This is a genomic window from Enterococcus sp. BWR-S5, assembly GCF_016745255.1.
Lineage (GTDB): Bacteria > Bacillota > Bacilli > Lactobacillales > Enterococcaceae > Enterococcus_L.
The window spans coordinates 97,443-119,798 of record NZ_JADOEQ010000016.1; the positions used below are offsets into that span (position 1 = coordinate 97,443).

The window sequence follows — 22,356 nt, forward strand, 5'->3', positions numbered from 1 at the left end:
ATTCCTTGGTGTTTGACTAGGTTTCATTTTTAAAATCCCATATTGGACAATGTGTTGACGACACCCATTAGTTCATCATGGCGCTTTATCTGCTTTTCTGCTGGTCCATCTACCTCTTCTACATCGATACGAACGATGTATTTTCGGTTCATCTGCACGAATTTATCCTCGTTAATCCGAATGTTCAAATACTCTTCAGTATACGAATCACAAGCATCCTGCCAGATGTCAAACGCTGCTTTTTCAGATGGAATTTCTCTTTTAATAACAGATTTACCACTTAACTCATGGAATGTTACATCATAATACTTTGCCATTCTGCTCACCTCTTCATCAGTCTACATACTCATTATAGTCTTAAAAGAGAAAATGGTGAAAAAATAACCCTTATTCTACATTTTGAATCTGTTCACGGATTTTTTCCAGAATCGTCTTCAATTGAACAACATAGTTTTTGATTTCAATTGGGCTGGACTTGGAACCGATGGTGTTTACTTCCCGATTCATTTCCTGTATCAGAAAATCCAGCTCTCGACCTACCGGAGCTGACTGAGTCAACAGCTGACTCAGCTTATCAATGTGTATCAACAGCCGATCAAGTTCTTCATGGATATCGCCTTTTTCCAGAAGAATCGCCATCTCCGTCAGCAAACGTGTCTCATCCACATGGGCAGACAGCCACTCCTTCAGCTTTGCTTCAAATCTTTCTTTATAATCAGCCTCATAGAGCTCGGTAAAAGAAATCAGCTTCTGTACTTTAGTTGAAAAATCTTGACTATACTCAAGCAGTACCTGTCTAATTTTCTCACCTTCTTGCTGTCGGCTGTCATCAACCTTCTCCACCGCTGTCTCGATAGCCTTCAAAAGCAACGCTTCCAGCTGCGTATCGTCTGTTTTTTCTTCAACTACCTCCACGAAATCCGCATTGTTCAATAATTGATTCACACTAGCCGTCGGATCAAATTGTTCAATGGCGTAATTATCCACCAGCTCGGTCTCCATATTTTGCAGCAGTTGATGAATTAACGACCAATGAATATGAACGGTTTTATTGCCTTCACCGCTTTTTTGCAGATTGACATAAACCTCTACTCGGCCTCGTTGCAGCTTTTCCTTGATAAGTTGGCGAATCGCCAATTCATAAGGGTTTGCCTCTTTTGGCATTCGCAGCTGCATATCCAAAAAGCGGTGATTGACCGTCTTAATCTCCACATCAATCTGATAGGTCTCATGCTGCAGTACTTCTTTTCCAAATCCAGTCATACTTTTCATTGACAGGGTGTCCTTTCTACATTGATTTCAACGTTTCGCGCAATGTTTCAAATTCTTCGTTTGTTAATGTAATTCCTTTACCCATTTTTTCGTGCTCCGGTGCCCAGTCCCGCAAATCAAATTTCGGTGGACGGTCGTTCCAGCTTACCAAGTTTAATTCTTTACGCCAGCCTTTCGCATTTTCTGAAAGAACAGCAATTTCTTCTACGATTTCATATGAAAATTCTTGAGCCACTTATTCTCTTTCCCTTCTTTTATAAACTCTTTCATCAACACCTGCAAGGTAATCACCGGCAGCTGCTCAAGTAATACTTGAAGACGTTTTTGTTTCTCCTGCACATCAACAGCCAAAAGGTCTGCGACTAATTGCAGCTGTTTTTTCTCCGACAATAGGAAAAAATCATCATAGTATTTTCCAAGCCACTCTTGAACCGAGATCATCCCTGAGAAGGTATCTTTGTCTTGCTTTTCTGCTTGATCAGCTAATAGGTCAATAAACTCTGAAAACGTATAAAGCTGATCCGGAAGAATCGCTGCGGATTTTCCCAACAGCTCTAGTAATGCCAAGCTGATATTTTCTTCATACACCCTGTCTTTATAATATTTACGCAGTTTCTGATAGAATTTTTTCCGTTCTTCTCTATTTTTCCATAAAGACAGCTGATATTCTCGTTTTAGATAGCGGAAAAACTGCTGCTGAAATGCTTGAATCTCAGATAATGTTTCATCAAAAGTGTACCAATAGCCGCAATATTTTTCCAGTGCCTTCATCATTTCCAAATACCCCAGCTTGATATTCACAATCGAGCGCGCACCATCAAATAATAGAACAGTTCCCAAGGACCACGGTGTCTTCAAGACAATACTGCTCTGTCCATCTGGCAGAACGACATGCTTGGTCAGCCCCGGCCCCTTCACATCGACAATGATACATTCTGTTGCACCATTCGCAACCGCTGTGTCTACCGGAATATTGTTTCGATAGCCGCCGTCAATATAATATTTCCCGTCAATCTGTGCTGCTGCCATTGCAGGAAAAAAAGAAGAGGACGCCAGCAGCCATTGCTTCCACTGATTATTTTTACACGAATTAAAATGAATGACTGTTTCAACGACGCCCGGTAGTTCTGTAGTTACCAGATAGAACTGCTGCTTGGCCTGTGCCAGTTTTTCTTGGGAGAATGTATCGTCCAGCAGCTGCTGCAGCGGCTCCGTTGAAACACCCTTCGACTGGATTGCTGCAACTGTAAAGGACGCCAACTGCCTCAGCATATCCGGCAAGGTATTTTGGGTGTTATCCTTCATTGGAAATGATAGGATTTTCTTCGTTTCAATCTTCTCCCACATGTCCTTTGCCTCTTCGAAATCATCTTGGACAATCAACGCCCCATTTAGCGCCCCGACGGAGGTTCCTGTAATGATTTGAATAGGAATTTCAAGCTCCTTCAACGCCTGCCAGACACCAATTTGGTACGCACCTCTGGCTCCACCGCCACCTAATACAAGAGCTGTGTTATAGGTAAGCACCTTTCTTGCTGTATGACCCAAACGTGTATAGCCATGACGGATCAATCGATTGTCCTCTGCCTCACTAAGTGCCTGTGAAAAGTGCAAAATGGCTTCGGACTGAAATGTTTTTTTATAAATTAGCTCAATGCCGTCAAATACCTGCTGCCACGTCACACCAGATGCTTCGATAGCCAGTAGATTGATGATTTTTTTCTCTTCGAGTGCTATAAAAAACAGCGGCTGATTTTTCTTCACCACAACATAGACAGGCTCAATTCCCTCTTTCAACTGATGGATAAGTGACTCACGTGCTTGTGAATGCGTAGCATAGAAAGGAAGAACCAACTGGCTTTTTTGAATAGTAGAAAAAAAATCATAGCTGTCTGAAGAATATAATTGTATTGCCTTCATCTTACCCATCACTCCTTTAGCGAATTCAGTGAGTCAACACATCGCTTAATCCTTAGAGAAGAATTGACGCAGACTCCACCCAATTATAGCAAGAAATACGCTGCTTTTCATTTCTAACCATCCATTCTCTTCAAACCAAAAAGGTCGTGGTAAAAGTGTGGTTGGACGAAGGAGGTTGGGACAGAAGTGTCTAACTCCGAGATGTCAGTTCTACTTATCCAAAATTCTTTAGTGGAATGATATGCGACTTGCAAAAAGGCTGACTGTTCGTGAACAGTCGTTCCTTAGACAGGCAATAGCTAAATAAGAGGGAATTCACGAAAATGACAAGACACACGGAATGTTCCATTCCGATGTTGATTGATTCCTACTCGGTGTTCCACAAATTTTAGAGAATTTCAGCTTATTTCCGAAGGCTTTCAAAGACTTGGCTCTTTAGAGCCTAGCATTTGATGAGATCGGAACGAAGTGTAGTGTTGCAGCTGCTGTCTCTACGAGTCTGACGATTCTCGAGACAAAGCGTCACGAACTTACAAGCTTCTCTACGGGTTTCACTTCGTTCCAATCCTCGAGGCAAAGCTTGATACTTGTAAAGCTTTTCTAATCCCACCGTTTATCCAGATTTTAAGAGACTGAGACAAATAAAGAGCATGACACTCGAAACATGTCAGCATGCAGCTTTAGGTACACCACCTTTCGGCTTTAAGCACAAAACAAGCTTGGGATTTAAGTATCATCCCAAGCTCACTCATAAATCTGTTTTCTTCCGCACTATTGTTCGTGTTTTTCCACTTCTATTTTCACAGTAAGCCCATTTGGATCAAGCAATACCAGTGTATCCTCAGTTTCCTTCATCGCCTTCACACCTTCTCTCACAAGATTCTCTTTCAGCTCAGCTAGAGCTGATTGGTTGGGAACCAGTAAGGTAAAGAAGTCTAACCCAACAGTTTGTTCGTCTGGTGCAGGCAAGTCTTTGCTGGTCCATACATTTGTTCCAATATGATGATGGTACCCTCCGGCCGCAAAAAATCGCGCTTGTGCGCCAAATTGATCCTTCAGGCCTAAGCCTAGTATCTCGGTATAAAATTGCTCTGTTTTTGCTAAATCACTGACAGCTAAATGAACGTGGCCAACGACTGTTCCTGCAGGAAATTTATCAGTAGCTTCATCCCGGCTCGCTAAAACTCCTTCCGCATCCATCTCAACAGTGATACCCGCAATGCGCCCATCTGCCTGAATATCCCAGTCGCTTTTTGGCTTGTCACGATAAATCTCAATGCCGTTTCCTTCGGGATCTTCCAGATAAATCGCTTCACTATAGCCATGATCCGAAGCGCCGATAATCGGTGCTTCTTTTTTCAATAATGCAAACAACGTGTTCCCTAAATCCTTGCGCGTCGGTAATAAAAAAGCGGTATGATATAGGCCTGTCGTCCGCTTTTGAGGATCTGCCGGTATGATTTTTCTCAGAAACAACAGTTCAGCCCCTATTTCCTTGATACCTAGTACTACCTGATCTTGCCCTCTGCTAAGTATATCTAAGCCAATGATGGCGGTATAAAATTCAATTTGCTTATCCAATTCTGCTGTTTTTAGACTTACAGCTCCTGTATGTACAGCTTGGTCGATAGAAAATACTTGTGTTTTCATCTGCTCTCCTCCTTGATTAAATGAACTACTATTACTATACAACTTACTTTTAGTAAGTACAATATTTTTGCCTATAACCACTTCTACCAAAAAAATGAATGGTACATCATAAAAGAAAACGCTATAATTAATAGATTAATCACCTTTCAAGTCACTACTATTACGAAATTACGTAGTTAGAAATAACCTGTAAGCTAGCAATAAATGAACGATTACCTTAAAGACGCAAGGAGGATATCAAATGACTATCAGCTACTTTAACAACAAAGAGAGACAGCCTGAACATAACGAGCTAATTGCAACCCTAGGAGATACATTCTCATTATGGGAGAAAACAGACCAGACATTGCTTGAACAATGTCCCGAAGCTGTTGGCTATTGGAAATTCCCAACAAAAAAAGCCGGCTGGACATGGATTAATGCGCAAAAAAAACGAGTACTTCTTTACAGACAGCCCTGTGAAAATCATTTTCGAGCAACAATTGTTTTAGGCGAAAAAGTGGTCACTGACCTGTTGAACAGCGAATCGATACCAACTGAATTGAAGGAGAAGGTTGCAGCAGCCACCAGCTATGCAGAAGGACGGAGTATCCTTGTGGATGTACACGGCGAAAAGGAGCTGGAAGAGCTGTTACTGTTGCTTCCTTACAAACTGAAATAGAGAGAGATTCACAATAGATAGAAGCAGAAAAGAGGACTTGTGCTAAACAAGCGCTTTTTCCTGCTTTTTCATTTTTGTCCAAAATGAAAAAAATTTTTATTTAAAATCAAAAAAACATCCCCCTCGCTTCTTTTTTCCGCTAGAATAGGAGTATATGTTATAAAAAAGGGAGTATAAAAATGATTGGAATTGATTTAGGTACATCAAATAGCGTAGTTTCTTTTTGGGATGGCGATCAGATTAAGCTGATTCCCAACCGCTTTGGAAAAGTATTAACACCTTCTGTTGTTGGGGTGGATGATGATGGGAAAATCCTTATTGGTGAGATTGCCAAGGAGCGACTGATTAGTCATCCGCAATTGACGGCAGCTGCTTTCAAGCGATTCATGGGCACACAAAAACAATATCAATTGGAGGCTCATTCCTTCTCTCCAACCGAACTGTCTTCTTTAGTTCTGAAAAGCTTAAAAGAGGACGCAGAAGAATATCTGAAAAAACCATGCACAGAAGCTGTAATTAGCGTTCCGGCATATTTCAACAATATTGAAAGAGAAGCAACCATCGAAGCCGCGAAGTTAGCAGGTCTGGATGTTCAAAATTTGGTCAGTGAACCAACCGCAGCAGCCTTGGCTTATGGCCTTCATAAAGATGTCGACCAATCGATCCTTGTGATTGATTTGGGTGGCGGAACCTTTGATGTTTCTTTATTGGAAATGTTCTCCGGAGTCATGCAGGTAGAAGCCATTTCCGGCGATAATCAGCTGGGAGGAGAAGACTTCACACAGGTAATTATCCAAGATTGCCTGAGGAAAAATGACTTGGCAGAGCAGCTATTGTCTGCAGAAACACAAGCAGTCATCTATAAAAAGGCAGAACGGTTGAAAATCGAGCTTTCCTCAAAAGAGAAAAGTAGTTTTTCCTTTGAAAATGAACAAGCAGTCTTTGACTATGAATTGACTGTTCAAGATTATGAACAACTTTGTCTGCCCTTACTGAAAAGAATGAGGCAGCCTATCGGGCGGGTGCTGAATGACGGGCGTATCGATAGTAAAAGTATCGACCAAATGATTTTAATCGGCGGCGCCACAAAGAATCCATCGATTAAGAATTATTTTTCACGGTTAATGAAAATTATTCCTTATACACAGATTAATCCGGATGAAGCAGTCGGACAGGGCGCCGGCATTCAAGCTGCCTTGAAGACACAACAGGAGATGGTCAATGAACTGATGATGACCGACGTCTGTGCCCATAGCTTAGGGGTAGATGTTGTCAGTCAAGGGCCAAACGGGTTTATTACCGGTGTGTTTGAGCCGATTATCGAACGAAATACGACAATTCCTGTCAGCAAAATCAAAACCTTCTTAACCTTGAAGGACAATCAAAAAGAGGTGTTGTTCTCTGTTTACCAGGGCGAACATCCGATGGTTAAAAACAACTTGAAAATCGGTGAGCTGGCACTTAAGCTGCCGCCAAGACCGGCAGACACACCCGTTGATTGTCGCTTCACCTATGATTCCAATGGTGTGCTTGAAGTGATTGTTACGGATGTGGAAGGAAACGAAAATCAACTAATTATTGAAAGTCATCCTGGGAAATTAAATGCGGAGCAGCTGCAGGAAAGTCTGCAAAAGATGGAGGACTTGAAAATCCATCCGAGGGATCGCGCGGAAAATCGCTTATTGCTGGCCAAGCTTGAGCGTGCCTATACCGAAGCGTTAGGTGACAAGCGGCAGTATATCCAGCGCCTAATTCTAGAATTCCAGCAAACCTTGGAACAGCAAGATGATTTGGAAACAAAACGCCTATCCGTTAAGCTGCTGCAACAACTGAATGCAATGGAAGAGGAGCAATGGACATGAACATTTGGCAGGTTCTAGCGATTGATCCTACCTCAGATATCAAAAAAATCAAGCAGGCCTATGCTGCAAAGTTGAAAACACTGACCATCGATCAACAGCTAGATGAATTTCAAGAATTGAAAACCGCCTTTGATACAGCTCTCGCCTATGCCCGCTCTGGAGCAGCGGAGCCCACACAGGCAGCTCACGAATCGTTGGAATCAACAAAAGAACAGCCTATAGCATTCGATGCGACGCTTGATTCAGATACCGCTTATTCGGATTGGAACGAGCTAAAGGTTTTCTCTATCGAATTGAAAAAAATTCAGCAAGGACAAGCCTATTTTGATGATTTATCACTATGGGAGGATTTGACTGAACAAATATTTGATTGGGGCATAGAGGAGTATTGGGAAAATCAATATTTAATCCAGCTGTTTCTTCTTAATAATTTTCGCTGGTTATCCAGACAGGTTATCAACTACCTGATTGCACTGTTTGATTTGGAAAATCTGGACGTACAGACCACTCAGCCAAGATATATTTCACATGAGTTTCTGCATTATTTACCTACGATTGAACAGGCTCCGTCCTTTTCGTTTGATATTTGGACAGATATCCCGCAACATACGCGGGAACAGTACTTCGCTTCAAGATACAGGGCCTACCAGCTGCTGACAAGCAGTCATATTTATGCCGGCGATCCCTTTAGTCAGAGCATTGATGAATGCTTCGCGGTGACAAAAAAGGATACAGATATCTATGCATTGCTTCTACTGAAATTATTAACCGATAAAAATGACGCAACGCTGTCTGACAGTGAACAACAACAAGTCAAGGTCTGGCTGAATGAAGCAGCCAGCTTAGATAAGAACAACCAAACAATCCTGTTCCTACAGGATTATTACGCACTGGTAATTGAAAAAAGCGAGCAGCCGCCATCACAAAAGTCGGAATGGACAACAGAGCAATTACTTGTTCCTAAACCGTTATTCTATCGGCTTTATGAAGAGATGCTTTTCCAACAAAAACACTATACTGACGCCTTTACAGTATGGAAGAGGCTTTCTCGAGATGAACGACTTTCTCGACTAAAAAGATACAATAACATTAGAAGACAGCTTCCTGATATAGAACGGCAAGAGCTGCAGCAGCTGAACCGCCACTTGAACACGCAAACTGAGCAATACAAAAATAAACAGGCTGCTCAAAACAACATGATTCGCAATATTTTCATAGCAGCAATTGCAGGCCTTGCTATTTTCAGTTTTATTGGCGGATTGACAAATACCTCTAAAAAACCGACAAAAGTGGATATGGATATTATCCAACAGCAAATTCAGTCAAATAATGAGTCTTTCAAAAATAATCTACTAGAATCCGCACGCGCAACACTGAAAAAAACTGAAGCAGCACGCACGCTGACACAGGCATTATATTCAGAGGATGAAGTCAATGTAGAGGACTTATTTGCCACCGAAGCACTTAAAGCTGAGTTTGACACACGAAAAGCTAACGCTCAACTGAACTATGACAGTGACGACTTCTCCTACTATTCACAACTGGACGGGCAGGAAATGCTTCGCTACATCAGTATTTACCACCAAGACAACTTTCTTTATGTAATTACGGTAGATGAAACCAATTATACGATTACAGCTGTATATGGTGATGATTGGACACAATTGCCGGAAGAAGAATTGCAGGGGCTGATTGATTTCACGCATGTCGAAAAAGCAGACATTCTGGTGCTGTTCCTCAAGGAGTACTTATTCGCGGAAGACAGAGCGGCAGCCTTGGAAAATTACGGTGTTTACTTTTCGCCAACCTTAAGAATGACTATGGAAAGAAATATAAAGCTTCCGATTCCGGAAAAATTCCGAAATGGCTGGTTATATCAGGTGTATATGGACTATAATGAGATAGTCTATGTACTAACCAATGAACAGGAGGATTTCCTGTATTTTGCCTTTGATGAAGAGAACAGACTTCATTGTATTTATGGCGAACACTGGATCTCAGAGGAGATTCCGACATTGGAGGCCTACGGTGAAACTGTACCGATGGCTGATATTTTAAATTCTTACTAGAAAAAGGAGTAATCATGCAAAATAAACAAATACGCGCTGTTGGCCGATTCAGTATGCTTTTTTCATTGGCAGCAGCTCTTATCAGTCCTTTCTCTACGGCATTCGCTGAGGAAGGAACCTCTACAGCACTCTCAGAAACCGTTCAACAGTCACAAGAAGCTGTAACACCTCAAATACCGGAGGATATTATGGCACTGGCAAGAAATGCCGGATATGCCGTAGATGACTATTATCGTCCCGCAGCAACTATTGTGATTGAAGCCAACTCCGGGCAAGTGGTCTGGGAGGATCAGGCTGATCTTACTTGGTATCCGGCCAGTATCGCCAAAATGATGACTGTCTATCTGTTGTTCGATGCCATCAAAGAGGGCAAGCTGGCATTAGATATGCCGGTTACTGCAACAGCTTCTGATGAAGCAATTTCACAAATCTATGAACTCAGCAACTCACCTATTGTTGCCGGTGTTGCCTATTCTGTTACAGACCTTTTGTATATGACAACTCTTGCTTCTTCCAATGCAGCAACCGTCATGCTGGCTAACTTGGTCTCTAATAACGATGCAGCGGCCTTTATCAGCATGATGAATACCAAGGCGGCACAGCTGGGAATGACGAATACAACCTTCTACAATCCAAGCGGAGCAGCTGCCAGTGCCTTTAATGGCTATTATGCACCGGAAGGAATCGATCCTGAAGCAGACAACGTTTCAACAGCAAGAGACTTGGCATTAATGTTTTATCACTTATTGAAGGATCATCCCGATGTTCTGGAATATACCAATAAGTTTCAAGTGACAGTGATGGAAAATACCGAGTATGCACAGGTATTGGAGAACTCAAATAAATCTATCCCCGGCGGACTTTTTGGCTATGAAGGAGAGGACGGACTAAAGACCGGTGCTAGTCCTGAAGGTGCCTATAATTATGCAGCCACTGCTCAAAGAGGTGATTTACGCTTGATTGAGGTCGTTTTAGGTGTGGGTGATTGGGATGACGGTGAGGGAGAAAATCAACGGCATGCTTTTGGTAATGCACTGTTTGATTACGGCTTTACTAATTTTGAATATAAGCGGCTGCTTGAAGCCGGCACACAGGTAATCAACGGTACCGAAGTCATTTTGGGACAAGAGCTTTATGGCTTGCTGCGAAATGGCACACAGCCGGAATACATTCTATCAGACAATCAACAGTTGATTCTTTCTAATCAGTTAACTGAGGTTTCCCCCAGTGTTCCTGCGCCAAGTGTGAGCTATCAGGTGAAGGAAGAAGAAAAAGAAGAGGAAACAGCTGCTGGAAAAAACAGCTCGTCCCTAGTGGGTAAAGTGAAGAGCTCATGGAAGGAATATGCAACAGCAGGTGTTGCCTTGCTCCTATCCTTATTATTATTACTATTTTCAAGAACAACTAGCAGCAAATCACGGCAAACCAGAAGAAAAGCTACTGCCAACAGACAAGGTGCCTTTTTTACCGGTGTTATTCTTCTATTGGGTGCTGTTGCTATCGCAGCTGTTACGTTCATAATAGGTCCTTGGCTGCCTTTTTAGATAACTAGATTAAAATTAAGAAAAGTAGAATGAGTCGTTTAGCTTATCGTCAAGTGAGCTGACTCATGAAGCTAGACAAATAGAAAAAACTGAACCACCACTCAATAAGAGCGGTAGTCCAGTTTTTTCCTTTACATCGATCCTTTAAATACCTCTGCATTTTTAGCAAAGTAATCTACACCTGAGTAAATCGTAAAGATTAGACATGCATAGAGCATGATGTCTGCCATAGGTATGCCTAGCAGGTTGAATGGAATATTGTTAATAAGTAATAAGATGATTGCCACCATTTGCGTGGCAGTTTTGACCTTGCCTGGCCATGCTGCTGCCATCACTTCGCCGCCCTCAACCAATAACAAGCGCAGACCTGTTACCGCCAGCTCACGACACACAATAATTGCAACGACCCATGCCGGTGCTTTTCCTTGACCAACCAGCATGATAAAAGCGGTCATAACCAGCATTTTATCCGCCAACGGATCAGCAAATTTCCCAAAGTTTGTCACCAAGCCTCGTGCTCGAGCAATTTTTCCGTCCAGCCAATCAGTGATACTGGCTATGGCAAAAATAACGGCACCAACCAATTGTGTAATTTCAAGCGTTGTATCCCCCACCGTGACTGTTCCCCAGTCCATCGAGACACTGACAACAATGATAAATATCGGAATCATAAAAATTCTAAGTACAGTTAATTTATTAGGTAAATTCAACTTTCATTCCTCACTTTCCTATCCTATTTTACGTTATTCACTATTCACTGTCACGATAAACCCTTCAAAAAATAAAAAACGTCCATGTTACAGCTGAATAATGAACAAACGAAAAGAGGGACTGTGACATTCATATGCCTTAGTCCCCTAAAACCAAATTAATGGTACACCGAAGAGACAGCACACTTTAGCACTGGTCTCCTCAAGCATTGTCCGTTAAACAACTTTTTACTGTTTATAGGTAATGGTAAATACAATGTTTCGCTCACCAATTCCGGTATCATTCGGGTTGAAAATAACCGGTTGGCCATTCAGCTTCATGTCCATATACTCCGAAGCGCCCAGTGCAATTGTTACAGCTGTTGTACCGGCAGGAAGCTCAAACTCCTGAGTCTGACCGGCAGGCACCGTATACTGGAAGACATAGGCGCCATTGATGATGACACCTGCCCATGAGTTCCCTGTCGTTGCCGTAAAGGTGAATTTCGCAGGAGCAGCCACGTCCGTCGCTGTCATATTAACTAGACGGTTCTCTTCGTTGACGTAAGCTACCGTTGCTGTCGGCTCTGCGCTGCTTTCAACCGTCGAGCTTTCTACTGTTGAGCTCACAGTTGTCGAAGAACTGCTTTCACTTGTCATACTTGAATCAGAAATTCGTTCAATCGTTACAGTTGATTCAGGAACATCAATCATTGGGTTTGCTTTTTGATCCTGCCACATAGCATAGAACACAACCACAACGATTGCGAGACCAAATAGCGAAAGAATGATTGCCGGTAAGCTTTTAAATAACCGACTCTCATGTTCTTCCTCATATATTTGAATCCGCGATTCTTCCAAATCCTTATACTGCGCGGCTAATTCAACATCCTCCGGCAAATCTTTTCCGTCAAAATAATTGATGAGCTCTTCCCCATCAAGATTCACTGCACTGGCATATTGACGAATAAATGCACGAACATAAAATGTACCAGGCATGGAATCAAAATTATTCTCTTCGATTGCCATCAAGTAGCGCTTTTGAATCTTCGTAATTTGCTGCAGCTCGTCCAACGACATATTCATTTGTAGTCGTGCTTCTCTTAATTTTTTTCCTATATTCACACTGGCCACTTGTTCATCTTCTCCAGTCTATCTAATTTCCTCAATACCATCCCCCATTGATAGGAATGGTCGCTCCAGTTATATATGCTGCCTGATCGGAAAGTAAAAAAGCGGCGGCTCCGGCGACTTCTGCCGGGTGAGCCATTCTTCCGATTGCTGCTCGTTCTTCTATTTGTCGTTTCTCAGTTTCTGTCCATTGTTGATTCATTGCGGTTGCTACGGCTCCCGGTGCCACAGTGTTCACTGTAATACCCAAGCTCGCTACTTCTTTGCTATAGGCTCGGACAAAAGCTTCCTGTCCGCCCTTTACACCGCTATACACAGCTTCCATGCTGCTGCCATACTGGCCATACACCGATCCGATAAAAACAATCCGTCCATGTCCGCTTCGGCTCAATTTTTTCTGCAACTCCTGACAAATCAATAAGGGGGTTTTCAAATGGATGGTCAACAGACTGTCGATATCTGATTCCGTCTGGTCCGTTAATAGTCCATAGCGAGTAAATCCACTGGCGAAAACCACTGCATCAACCTGAAATAATTGCTTGAAAAAGGTTGGTAATACTGCTTCGTCCAACATATCTAAGGATACCATAAAAAAATCTTGCTGAGGATAACAATTTTGAAAGTTTCTTACCAAATTCTCTACTTTTTCTTTGTTTTTATGATAATGACAATACAGGGACCAGCCTTGCGCTGCAAGCTCCTCGGCAATAGCCGCACCAATTCCGCCGCTTGCCCCCATAATCAACGCATTCTTCATGATTCGCTCCTTGATTGTCTAGTAGTCAGCAACAAACAACGGAGCTGGAATAAACAATCTTCCAGCTCACAAATAATTTTTTTCACTCGCCTTGTACAGGTTTATTCCTATTTCTCAGGAGAAATATAGAAGCGGCTCAAGCCTTCTTTCTTCACAAATGTCTTAGCAGCCTCTTTGATGTCAGCAAGTTGGATACTATCGATGACCGACAGCATATCAAACAAGGTCACATCGCCAAATAAAGATTGTGAAAATTGATTTGCAATATATTCTAAAGAATTCAACGATTGGAAATGCTTGCCAATCATTTTCTTTTTCAATAAACTTAAATTTTCTTCTGTCATTTCTGCACTGTCTTCATAGCCAAGCAAAATTTCTTCAATGGCTTCCGCCAATTTTTCCGGCTGATCACTGTCGCCGCCAAAATCGGCAAAATGGAAGCTGCGATCCAAACTGAATTCATAGCTGAAGCTATCATCAAGCAAGCCGGCGTTATAAAGGTTTAAATAATTTTGAGAAGTGTTCCCAAACAGCAGCTGTAAGAAGAGATTCATCGCTGTTTTATATTTTAAAAGAGCGGCTCCCTCTTCAGGTACCTCGTCCAATCCTTTTAGACCAACCAGCACTTTTTTCCGTTGTACGGGCATCGTAATCGAGCTTTCACGAACAATTTCCTCAACGGTTTCTTCAGGAAAATGACGCTTAATTGGTGCTGCTGCTTCAAACGATTTTTCTCCTTGATTCTGACGAATAAACGCCATCATTTCTTCCGGATCCATTTTACCAACTACAAATAGAGTCATATTACTTGGATGATAGAACGTATGATAACAGGTATATAAATCCTCTGCAGTGATTTCATCAATGCTTTCCACCGTTCCTGCGATATCAATATGCAGTGGATGTTTAGGATACAGATTGCCCAGAATACCGAAAAACAGACGCCAATCTGAGTCATCCCGATACATTTGAATTTCCTGCCCAATAATTCCTTTTTCCTTCTCTACCGTTTCTTCTGTAAAATAAGGTGCTTGTACAAAATCCAATAACGTTTCAAGATTTTTTTCTACTTGGTCAGTTGTTGAGAAAAGGTAACTTGTCTTCGTGAAGCTGGTAAAAGCATTCGCAGAAGCTCCCTGACGACCAAAGGCCTGAAACACATCGCCATCTTCTTTTTCAAACATTTTATGCTCTAAGAAGTGAGCAATCCCATCCGGCACTCGAGTGAACTCTGATTTGCCAAGTGGAACAAACTCATTGTCAATTGAGCCATAATTCGTCGTAAATAAGCCATAGGTTTTATGGTAATCATTTTTCGGTAGCAGATAAACGGTTAAACCATTCTCTAAAACCTCTGTGTAAAGCACTTCATTGATTTGAGGATACATTTTTTTCTCCATTATTCTGCTCCCCCTTCCAAAAAGAAAATCGCCTGCATGGTCACTTGTTTTGCTACTTTCTGGATATCATGAACAGTGACAGCCTCCATACGACGAATCCATTCCTCCGGCTTCAAATAGGTGTCCGGCAGTAGAAACGCTGTATAGGCAGATTCCAACACAGCCCCTGCGTTATCAAGAGACAACAGGTATTGGTTTTTCAGCATTGCTTTTGTTTGCTGCAGCTCTTCGTCTGAAATTTTCCCCTGACGGATATTTTCCAGCTCCTCGGAAACCAGACGCAGAACCTTTTCACGATTTTTTCCATCGATACCTGTCTGCACACTCAACATTCCTCGGAACGTATCTACATTACTGGATGCATAATAGGCCAAATTTTCTTTTTCGCGAACATTCATAAAGAGCTTAGAATGCGGAAACCCACCGAAAATTCCATTGAACAACTGCAACGCAAAGTAAGAAGATTCTCCATAGAATACATTTGTATCGTAACCGATATTTAGCTTGGACTGCGCCAGCTTCTCTCTCTCAGAGCGTTCTTTGATAATGTTATCGATTGTATGACGATAGAATATTTCTCCGATTCCTTCTTCACGATCAGTAAACGGCAGCTCAGAGAATAGGGCATGAATTCGCTCCTCTTCAACATCACCTAAAACGAAAATATCGATTTGGTCCTCTGCCATCATTTTGTGGTGGTAAGCAGCTAAACTTTCAGCCGTTTCCTTTTGTAAATCCTCTAATGTACCAAAGCTTGGAATTTTCTGATCCTCTGAATCACTAAAATAAAGATTTTGCAGTGAGAGAGCAGCATAAGCCTGCTTATCTTCGCTTACGCTTTGCAGGTAAGCAGCCGTGTTCTCCTTTTCTCGATCAAAGGTCTCTTGATCAAAATATCCCTCTGTAATATTTGGGTAGAAAAGAACTTCTTTGATGAAGGCAACAGACTCTTCCAAAACAGTCGAATCTTTCAAATATTTATCATTCACAATACTCATTGACAAATTCAGCCAATGCAGATTTCCCTTCTTGTTTACATTCAAGCCAAAGCTGGCACCGTATAGCTCAGCTAGTTTTTCACTCATCTGTGTCTGAGTTGGATAATGAAGACTGTTCGTCTCCAGCAAGCTGGTTAAAAGGGTTCTTTTGGTAATAGTTTCTCGATCCAATAATGTATTGAAACGTATAAAGATACGTATGGTTTTATATTTTTCAGTCGGAAGAACATGCAGATTAACACCTTTAGCTAATTTAACTGACATTTTCTCAACCCTTTCTTTGTGGTTTTATAGTAATCAATATTCCTTTGAAATTCAATTAACCCAAAGGATTTAAAGACTTTTTTAACATTCTGCAACTCCTAATAATTATAGCATAGCTTTCCATACTTTTAGACGCTCAAACTTTTTTCGTTTAAAATTATTCTAATTTTGAGTATACTGAAATATATAGAGGAGGGAATTACATGTTCAAAGAATTTAAAGATTTTATGATGAGGGGAAATGTCCTTGATCTAGCCGTCGGGGTCGTTATAGGTAGTGCATTTACAGCCATCGTTACAAAGGTGGTCGAGGGGCTTATTACACCTATCGTCAGCTTAATTATTGTGATGGTTACCGGAAAATCAAGTGCAGACGATGCGTTCGGTTCTATGGTCTTCAAGGTTCAAGGTGTGGATTTTAATGTCGGCTCTGTCATCAGTGCTATTATTACATTTGTTATTACAGCATTCGTTTTATTCCTGATTGTAAAAGCAGCGAACAAGATGAAAAAACCGGAAGAAGAAAAAGAAGCAGACCCAACAGCAGAAGACTACCTGGCAGAAATCCGTGACCTGCTTGCTGAACAAAATAAAAAAGACTAGGTGAATGGAAAAGCTACATGAGCTTGATTAGACTTTGAGTAACCAATTAGGTACTGCTTAACATCAACTCATGCTTCGTTGTGTTTCACAACAATTAGGAAATCCACTGATAAGATGAGTTTTATCTTAACAGTGGATTTATCTATTTACCGAAAAGTCTAGCTCATGTAGTTAGACAATTAGAAAAGCAGAATGAGTCACTTAGCTCATGCGCGATATAAGAAACTGTCCCATGGTGTTCTTTACCGTGAGACAGTTTTTACTTGTTATTAAGACAGTGCATAGGAAACGGTTAGCTTATACTATCTTTTCGATTAACTAATTGTGATGGATGACCTAGTTTAATCTTATGGAAAAGTGTAAATTAAATAACGCTATTTAGGATTTTTTTGATAAAAATATTTATTATTATGATATAATCAATTGATTATCTTTTGTTCTGGAGGACATAATGAATAAACGAATTACTATAATATTAGGAATTATGACTATGGTAATAATTGGAGTAGGAGGAAAAATTTATATGGATACATGGTCAAAGGAAAATAATATACCAAAAAATACAGATATATATGAATCAGAAAAAACTGCTGTGCTAGCAATTAAAAATACTTTTTCAGAAATTAAATCAATAGAATTTTCGGAAACAATATATAATAGTACAACTGATTCATATAATATGATTGTTAAAATGACTACTATTGAAGGAAGCTCTGTAAAATTTAGTATTGGGTTTATGAATAAAGACACAGAATTACAAGACTATGGGATAGAAAACAGAGATATTCAAAAAGAAGGAGAAACAAAAAGCAAAGTTTTGGTTACATATTCTAATGGCGTTAAGGGAGAGATTTAGGTTTTGAGTACAGAACATTCTTATAATAGGCTTAGCGACAGGGTTTACTGGTTAGACCCAAAACATGACAAGTACGATCCAACAATGAAACCAGGAGCTATTAGAAAACTAGCAGGAATTGAATATAAAATTCTTGATATTGAAACCAACTCAGAAAACGGCATGCAGGCAATGGCCGTTGCCCCAATTGTTAATGGAAAACCAGATACCTCACAGGTCGTGATTGCCTATGCAGGAACGAATCAATCTGATAGTTTAGATATAGCGACAGATGCACAAACAGTTGGTTTGGGACTCGAGGAACTCCATTCGTTTCATTTGTTTGGACCAACCGACTCTGTGGATGCACAGTCTGTCACTGCTCAACGATTTGCAGAATCTATCAGAAATCAGTATCCATTTGCAACAATTACAACAACTGGTCATTCTTTAGGCGAAAGTTTGGCTTTTTTTATTGCCGCAGAAAACAAGTGGATGAATGTGGGTTTCAATGGACCTTATGCAGGAAGTATGATGTCAAAAGATGCGAAAAAATGGGCGGAAGACAATCCAGGAATGTTTTATAATTATCGGAATAGGTATGATGTTATCGGAGGCGCTCTAGTTGCCGGTCGAGATTTTGCCATTATTATTGATGTGGAAAAGGATGGAACATTAGCCGATCGAGTTGGCGCATACCATAGTCTTGGTATGTGGGATTTTGATAAAAAAACAGGACGATTGTTGATTCCTGACAATGAATTCAACGAAAAAGCGATTAAGAAACGGGCGGAGAATGATAAGCAGCAAATGCTGGGCATTCTAAACAGTACACAGTCTTGGATGAAATCTCTGCGAGATAAATTGACGAAAAGCGGTGGCGGTTTATCTACTAATGAAGCTATTTTCCTAGACAGCAGTGAAGCGCTTCTTGTTCTAAATGCACAAATGAATACAGTCAATGCGACGTTTTCAGAAGTGGAAAGCTTCCTTCATCAACAAACAGAAAAAGCAGAACAAGCTTGGCAAAAATCGTTGGATGCAGGAAGAACATTAGGTCCTGATTTAAGTGAATCTGAAATACTGGAAGCACTCGAATCTATGGGTGTCAGTAAAACAATCATTTCCGATCAGCCTAGAGAAAGAAATGAATCGAAAATCGCTGAGTACAGAGAGATTGCAAGCAGCTGTGATACGCTCAAATCAGAAATTCACGGAAGTATTGAAAAGCTGTTATCCGTTGATCAAGAATTAGCAACGCAGTTTCAAGCATAATAACTGTAAAGGAATACGTTAAAAATGGATAAAGAAGAAGAACTAAAGCTGGAGTATACGAAAGAATTGCGCATATGCGAGGAAAAAGAAGACCAGTTGGCAAGGAACAAAACAAAGGTATTTCAAGAAATGGATGACTATATCAAAGAGACGGAGTATTGGGCTGGAAAACTTCCTTATGGTCGTGAAGCCTTATCTGAAGCTTATCGTAATTTTCAAAATGAATCGTTAGAATTAGAGGATCGATTTCATCAGGAAAGAAAAAGAATAATGAATGAGATGGAAGAGTTAGAGCAGAACTATAAAAAGGAACTACGTAATTTAGAACACTAAAGGGAGTATTTTAGAAGACATGGCAGAGATATTCACAGATGAAATTCTTGACGAAGCTGGACTAAAGGAGCTTAGGAAAGCGAGACAAAAAAATAATATTCGTTCTTTCGTAGGTTCAGCTGCACTCATGGACCACACGTCGAGAGAACAAGATGTACAATCAATTACTGATACATACATAGATGAATTGAAAAGTTCTTTAGAGAGTTTGTCAAGTAATCTAGGCACCTCTCTAAAAGGACAAACAGGTAAAAAAGTAAAAGAGGCATTAACACAGCAGGCTTCAAAAATTCAATCGATATAAGTAATCGCGTACTAATAGTTTTCCTGTCTCGATAAAGAAATATAAAATCATTACCTCAAATGGTTTGCTTGTTGCTGTACAAGGCTAAATCAAAAAAGAATAACACTAAAAAGCACCCCGATAGGCAATATCGAAGTGCTTTTTGCTTATTTACACACACAAGGCTGAAAACCGGAGGAGGTTTTCAGCCGTTTTAGGAGAAAAATGAAATTGAAGAAAAGTCTTTTATTTGATTCTTATTCTAGTCGCCAATTATGAATAATTTATGATTGAACTGTAGCAAAACTGCTAATTTTCCATTAACTCTTTTTTCATTCCTTCTCCATATAGAATACAGCTGGAAAAGCTATGTCGGTTCGAATTGTCTATTGCATTAGTCGAATAGTATGCGTAACCTCAAGCACACAGAACTTTTCTCTCAAAAACTTTATGACACCTTTACCAAATAAAAAGAGGTTGAAAAATCTCAACCTCTTTCAAATCGTTTCATTCTATAAATCCAAACAGCCATCTGTTCCTTGATCTGGCGTTGGTGCCGGTGTAGGCGCCGGTGTTGGTTGTTGTTGTTGTTGCTGTTGTTGCTGTTGTTGTGCCGCAGCATCTGCTGCTGCTTGAGCCTGGGCTTGAGCTGCTGCCGCTGCGTTTGCGTCGGCTTGTGCCTGAGCTGCTGCCGCATTTGCATCTGCTTGGGCATTTGCTGCCGCCGCTGCGTCAATGGCTGCCTGTTCCTGTGCTGCCGCCGCTGCTGTTGCATCCGCTTGGGCTTGAGCATCTGTTGCTTGAGCCTGTGCCGCTTCTTGCTCTTTTTGGTTCTTGGCAGCTACTTCTGTTTCCTTCGTATCGACCATTACGCCATCCTTGTTTTTATATTTCAGGAAAGCAACATCATCAGCAAAATTCAATTCAACCTCAGAGTCTTCAGCCACAGCCGCAAAATCAAGGTCACGGATTTCCTTCACTGTATCATCTGCAAAGGTTACCTGCATCAAATATTTTTTCTGTTCATCTTTGTTTTCCGGTGTGTAGAAAAGCTCTACCGTGTCTTCATTTTTGATGGTATCATTTTCAGCCATCATATTAGCAGGATACTCCGCTTGCTCTTCTGCTTTGATTGCTACCGCTTTGATTTCTTTTCCAGTATTGTTTTTAACCAATGTTTCCAGAGCTGTATCTGACTTCACGCCTACTGTTTTGTATTCCTTTTCTACAGAGCTGCTAGTTGTCGTTGTCGAACTGCTGGTAGTAGTTGTTTCACTGCTGTCCTTCGCCGCCGCATCCTCTTTGTTATTGCCGCAAGCCGCCATGCCCAATACACAAGCTGATAGTGTTAAAATTTGCATCATCTTTTTCATTTGTTTTCCCTCCAAAGGTGTGTGTTTTATTGTATCGTGTTTTTCATCAAATCTGTTGCATAAACGACAGAGGTTTGCCCGTCTGTCATAGTGAGAATTTCTATACGAAGATTTTCAGGCAGCTGACCATCTACTAGGTACAGCTGATACCCTGAACCATCACCATCCTCCTGCGAAACATAGAAGGGCTGGTAGCTAACCGTCGTTCCCAAAGCATTATCATGAACAGATACATAGATTTCTGTATTGTCCTTCAGGTACTTCGAATCAACAGCACCCTCAATATAGTAATAGTCATTGTCTTTTTTTACTGAAAAATCTGTCGTCGTTTCTACCGCTTCACCACTAACCATCGGAACAATCGGTGCTGTCATGATTGGGATATCCGTCAACAGATTACCTAATGTTCTTTCCGCCCGTTCCACTACGACGTGTGTTGGCTGATACTGATCAACCTGCAATAAATTGTACGGTACATAGCGAGAGAAGTATCCCTGCGCAAACTCATCGGCCATAAACGGCAACAAGCTTTCCCCGAAGGAATCTCGATACATTAACAGACGGTTGCCTTTTTCAGGACGAGTCGTTTCAATCCATGCATCCATATTATCTGTAAAGTCTCCAACTGTTGTATAGCTATGAGGATAATACTTATTACTTTCCTTCGTAGGAGCGGTTGGATAAAGCATCTCATCAATATCACCAACATGATCGGTTCTTTCTTCTGCCGGAACGTTTAAGTAGCTCTCATGAGGTAAATTGAAATAGCTCATAATCAATTGATAAGCCAACAAAGCCCCCTCATTGTTCCAATGTGTGTCTCTGGCAAAATACAGTGGCTTATCCTGTTCTTCAAATGGTGCTTTTAAATCAAGATAATTCACTTCATACTCTGTCAAAAGCGGCTCAAGTCGAGCCAGATTATTTTCCTCTGCTTTCAAATATCTGTCCGGCATATTCTCGTCATAAACCGTATTTTTATTGAATGGAGAGATAAATAGAAACTGTGCGCCTCGAGCGGTAGTGTAGTCCTGCATGATTTTCAAGTTCTTGACAGTCATGAACAGCTGGCGATCCGTCAGTTGGTCTTTTCCAAGATAATCAGGCAATGTTCCTTTGAAATAGAGCCAATCATTCTCTCCGACAATCACTCGATCCAGTACAGCACTTCCGACTGTCTTGCTGCGAATGACCGCATTCGCGGTAACCATTTTTTCTCTAAAGGCAAAATGTTCTTCAAAATAGGTGCCCATTTCTTGAAGATACTGCTCGTTCCATTTTCCTTTTACAGTCAGCTTCGGCCATTCTGCCAACTCTGTTTTTTCTGCTGTTTCATTGGTTGCCCAAAAGGTCATACCGGCAAAAGGAACCAGTAAAATCATGAAAATCAACACAAGATATACTACAGCATACGTATTCTTTTTCACTTACTGTCCTC

At 41.0% G+C, this 22,356-nt stretch carries 21 protein-coding genes; 9 read left to right on the forward strand and 12 right to left on the reverse strand.

From position 1 onward, the window contains the following. Positions 1-29 precede the first annotated feature (29 nt). The 5 genes from IW510_RS17055 to IW510_RS17075 form a co-directional block, all read right to left on the reverse strand. Positions 30-317, reverse strand: coding sequence for a hypothetical protein (locus IW510_RS17055; protein ID WP_202061695.1), 288 nt, complete (start codon positions 315-317; stop codon positions 30-32). Between the two features lie 70 nt (positions 318-387). Then, positions 388-1,272, reverse strand: a complete 885-nt coding sequence (locus IW510_RS17060; RefSeq protein ID WP_202061697.1) for a YicC/YloC family endoribonuclease — start codon at positions 1,270-1,272, stop codon at positions 388-390. 16 nt (positions 1,273-1,288) lie between these two features. Beyond that, positions 1,289-1,507, reverse strand: a complete 219-nt coding sequence (locus IW510_RS17065) for a YdbC family protein (protein ID WP_202061699.1) — start codon at positions 1,505-1,507, stop codon at positions 1,289-1,291. Beyond that, positions 1,477-3,192, reverse strand: coding sequence for a patatin-like phospholipase family protein (locus IW510_RS17070; protein WP_202061701.1), 1,716 nt, complete (start codon positions 3,190-3,192; stop codon positions 1,477-1,479). The genes IW510_RS17065 and IW510_RS17070 overlap by 31 nt, the downstream gene beginning before the upstream one ends. 771 nt (positions 3,193-3,963) lie before the next feature. Next, the gene (locus IW510_RS17075) at positions 3,964-4,842 is read right to left on the reverse strand and encodes a VOC family protein (protein WP_202061703.1); all 879 of its coding nucleotides are present in this window, start codon (positions 4,840-4,842) and stop codon (positions 3,964-3,966) included. Positions 4,843-5,083: 241 nt separating this feature from the next. On the opposite strand from IW510_RS17075, the gene IW510_RS17080 reads away from it, so the two are divergent. The 4 genes from IW510_RS17080 (at position 5,084) to IW510_RS17095 (ending at position 10,978) form a co-directional block, all read left to right on the forward strand. Beyond that, positions 5,084-5,503, forward strand: a complete 420-nt coding sequence (locus tag IW510_RS17080; protein WP_202061705.1) for a DUF3788 family protein — start codon at positions 5,084-5,086, stop codon at positions 5,501-5,503. A gap of 179 nt (positions 5,504-5,682) precedes the next feature. Then, positions 5,683-7,365: a molecular chaperone HscC gene (locus tag IW510_RS17085; RefSeq protein WP_236674794.1), complete on the forward strand. Its 1,683-nt coding sequence runs from the start codon at positions 5,683-5,685 to the stop codon at positions 7,363-7,365. Next, positions 7,362-9,434: a hypothetical protein gene (locus IW510_RS17090; protein ID WP_202061707.1), complete on the forward strand. Its 2,073-nt coding sequence runs from the start codon at positions 7,362-7,364 to the stop codon at positions 9,432-9,434. Before IW510_RS17085 ends, IW510_RS17090 begins: the two co-directional genes overlap by 4 nt. Positions 9,435-9,448: 14 nt before the next feature. Beyond that, positions 9,449-10,978 carry a DUF1958 domain-containing protein gene (locus IW510_RS17095; protein WP_202061708.1) on the forward strand — a complete coding sequence of 510 codons (1,530 nt, stop codon included), beginning with the start codon at positions 9,449-9,451 and terminating at the stop codon, positions 10,976-10,978. Positions 10,979-11,109: 131 nt separating this feature from the next. Here IW510_RS17095 and pgsA read toward each other — a convergent pair whose 3' ends face one another. From pgsA to yfmF, 5 genes are all read right to left on the reverse strand, one after another. After that, positions 11,110-11,688: a CDP-diacylglycerol--glycerol-3-phosphate 3-phosphatidyltransferase gene (gene pgsA / locus IW510_RS17100; protein WP_202061709.1), complete on the reverse strand. Its 579-nt coding sequence runs from the start codon at positions 11,686-11,688 to the stop codon at positions 11,110-11,112. A gap of 228 nt (positions 11,689-11,916) precedes the next feature. Next, entirely contained in the window at positions 11,917-12,801 is an 885-nt protein-coding gene (locus IW510_RS21615) for a helix-turn-helix domain-containing protein (protein WP_202061710.1), read from the reverse strand. Between the two features lie 31 nt (positions 12,802-12,832). Beyond that, positions 12,833-13,555, reverse strand: coding sequence for an elongation factor P 5-aminopentanone reductase (ymfI, locus tag IW510_RS17110; RefSeq protein WP_202061711.1), 723 nt, complete (start codon positions 13,553-13,555; stop codon positions 12,833-12,835). Positions 13,556-13,662: 107 nt separating this feature from the next. Next, a complete protein-coding gene (gene yfmH / locus IW510_RS17115; protein ID WP_202061712.1) occupies positions 13,663-14,955 on the reverse strand; it encodes an EF-P 5-aminopentanol modification-associated protein YfmH in 1,293 nt (430 codons plus the stop codon). Then, entirely contained in the window at positions 14,955-16,217 is a 1,263-nt protein-coding gene (gene yfmF, locus IW510_RS17120; RefSeq protein ID WP_202061714.1) for an EF-P 5-aminopentanol modification-associated protein YfmF, read from the reverse strand. The genes yfmH and yfmF overlap by 1 nt, the downstream gene beginning before the upstream one ends. A 203-nt stretch (positions 16,218-16,420) precedes the next feature. On the opposite strand from yfmF, the gene mscL reads away from it, so the two are divergent. From mscL to IW510_RS17145, 5 genes are all read left to right on the forward strand, one after another. Beyond that, a complete protein-coding gene (gene mscL / locus IW510_RS17125) occupies positions 16,421-16,819 on the forward strand; it encodes a large conductance mechanosensitive channel protein MscL (protein ID WP_202061716.1) in 399 nt (132 codons plus the stop codon). Positions 16,820-17,270: 451 nt separating this feature from the next. Next, complete coding sequence (locus tag IW510_RS17130; protein WP_202061718.1) at positions 17,271-17,675, forward strand: hypothetical protein; 405 nt, start codon at positions 17,271-17,273, stop codon at positions 17,673-17,675. Between the two features lie 3 nt (positions 17,676-17,678). Continuing rightward, the gene (locus IW510_RS17135; RefSeq protein WP_202061720.1) at positions 17,679-18,929 is read left to right on the forward strand and encodes a lipase; all 1,251 of its coding nucleotides are present in this window, start codon (positions 17,679-17,681) and stop codon (positions 18,927-18,929) included. Positions 18,930-18,953: 24 nt separating this feature from the next. Next, positions 18,954-19,262, forward strand: coding sequence for a hypothetical protein (locus IW510_RS17140; protein ID WP_202061722.1), 309 nt, complete (start codon positions 18,954-18,956; stop codon positions 19,260-19,262). Between the two features lie 19 nt (positions 19,263-19,281). Next, a complete protein-coding gene (locus IW510_RS17145; protein ID WP_202061724.1) occupies positions 19,282-19,566 on the forward strand; it encodes a hypothetical protein in 285 nt (94 codons plus the stop codon). A 491-nt stretch (positions 19,567-20,057) separates the two neighbouring features. On the opposite strand, the gene IW510_RS17150 is transcribed toward IW510_RS17145, so the two are convergent. Next, on the reverse strand, positions 20,058-20,918 hold the full coding sequence (locus tag IW510_RS17150) for a hypothetical protein (RefSeq protein ID WP_202061726.1): 861 nt from the start codon (positions 20,916-20,918) through the stop codon (positions 20,058-20,060). A gap of 26 nt (positions 20,919-20,944) precedes the next feature. Beyond that, a complete protein-coding gene (locus IW510_RS17155; protein ID WP_202061728.1) occupies positions 20,945-22,345 on the reverse strand; it encodes an alginate O-acetyltransferase AlgX-related protein in 1,401 nt (466 codons plus the stop codon). Between the last annotated feature and the right edge of the window lie 11 nt (positions 22,346-22,356).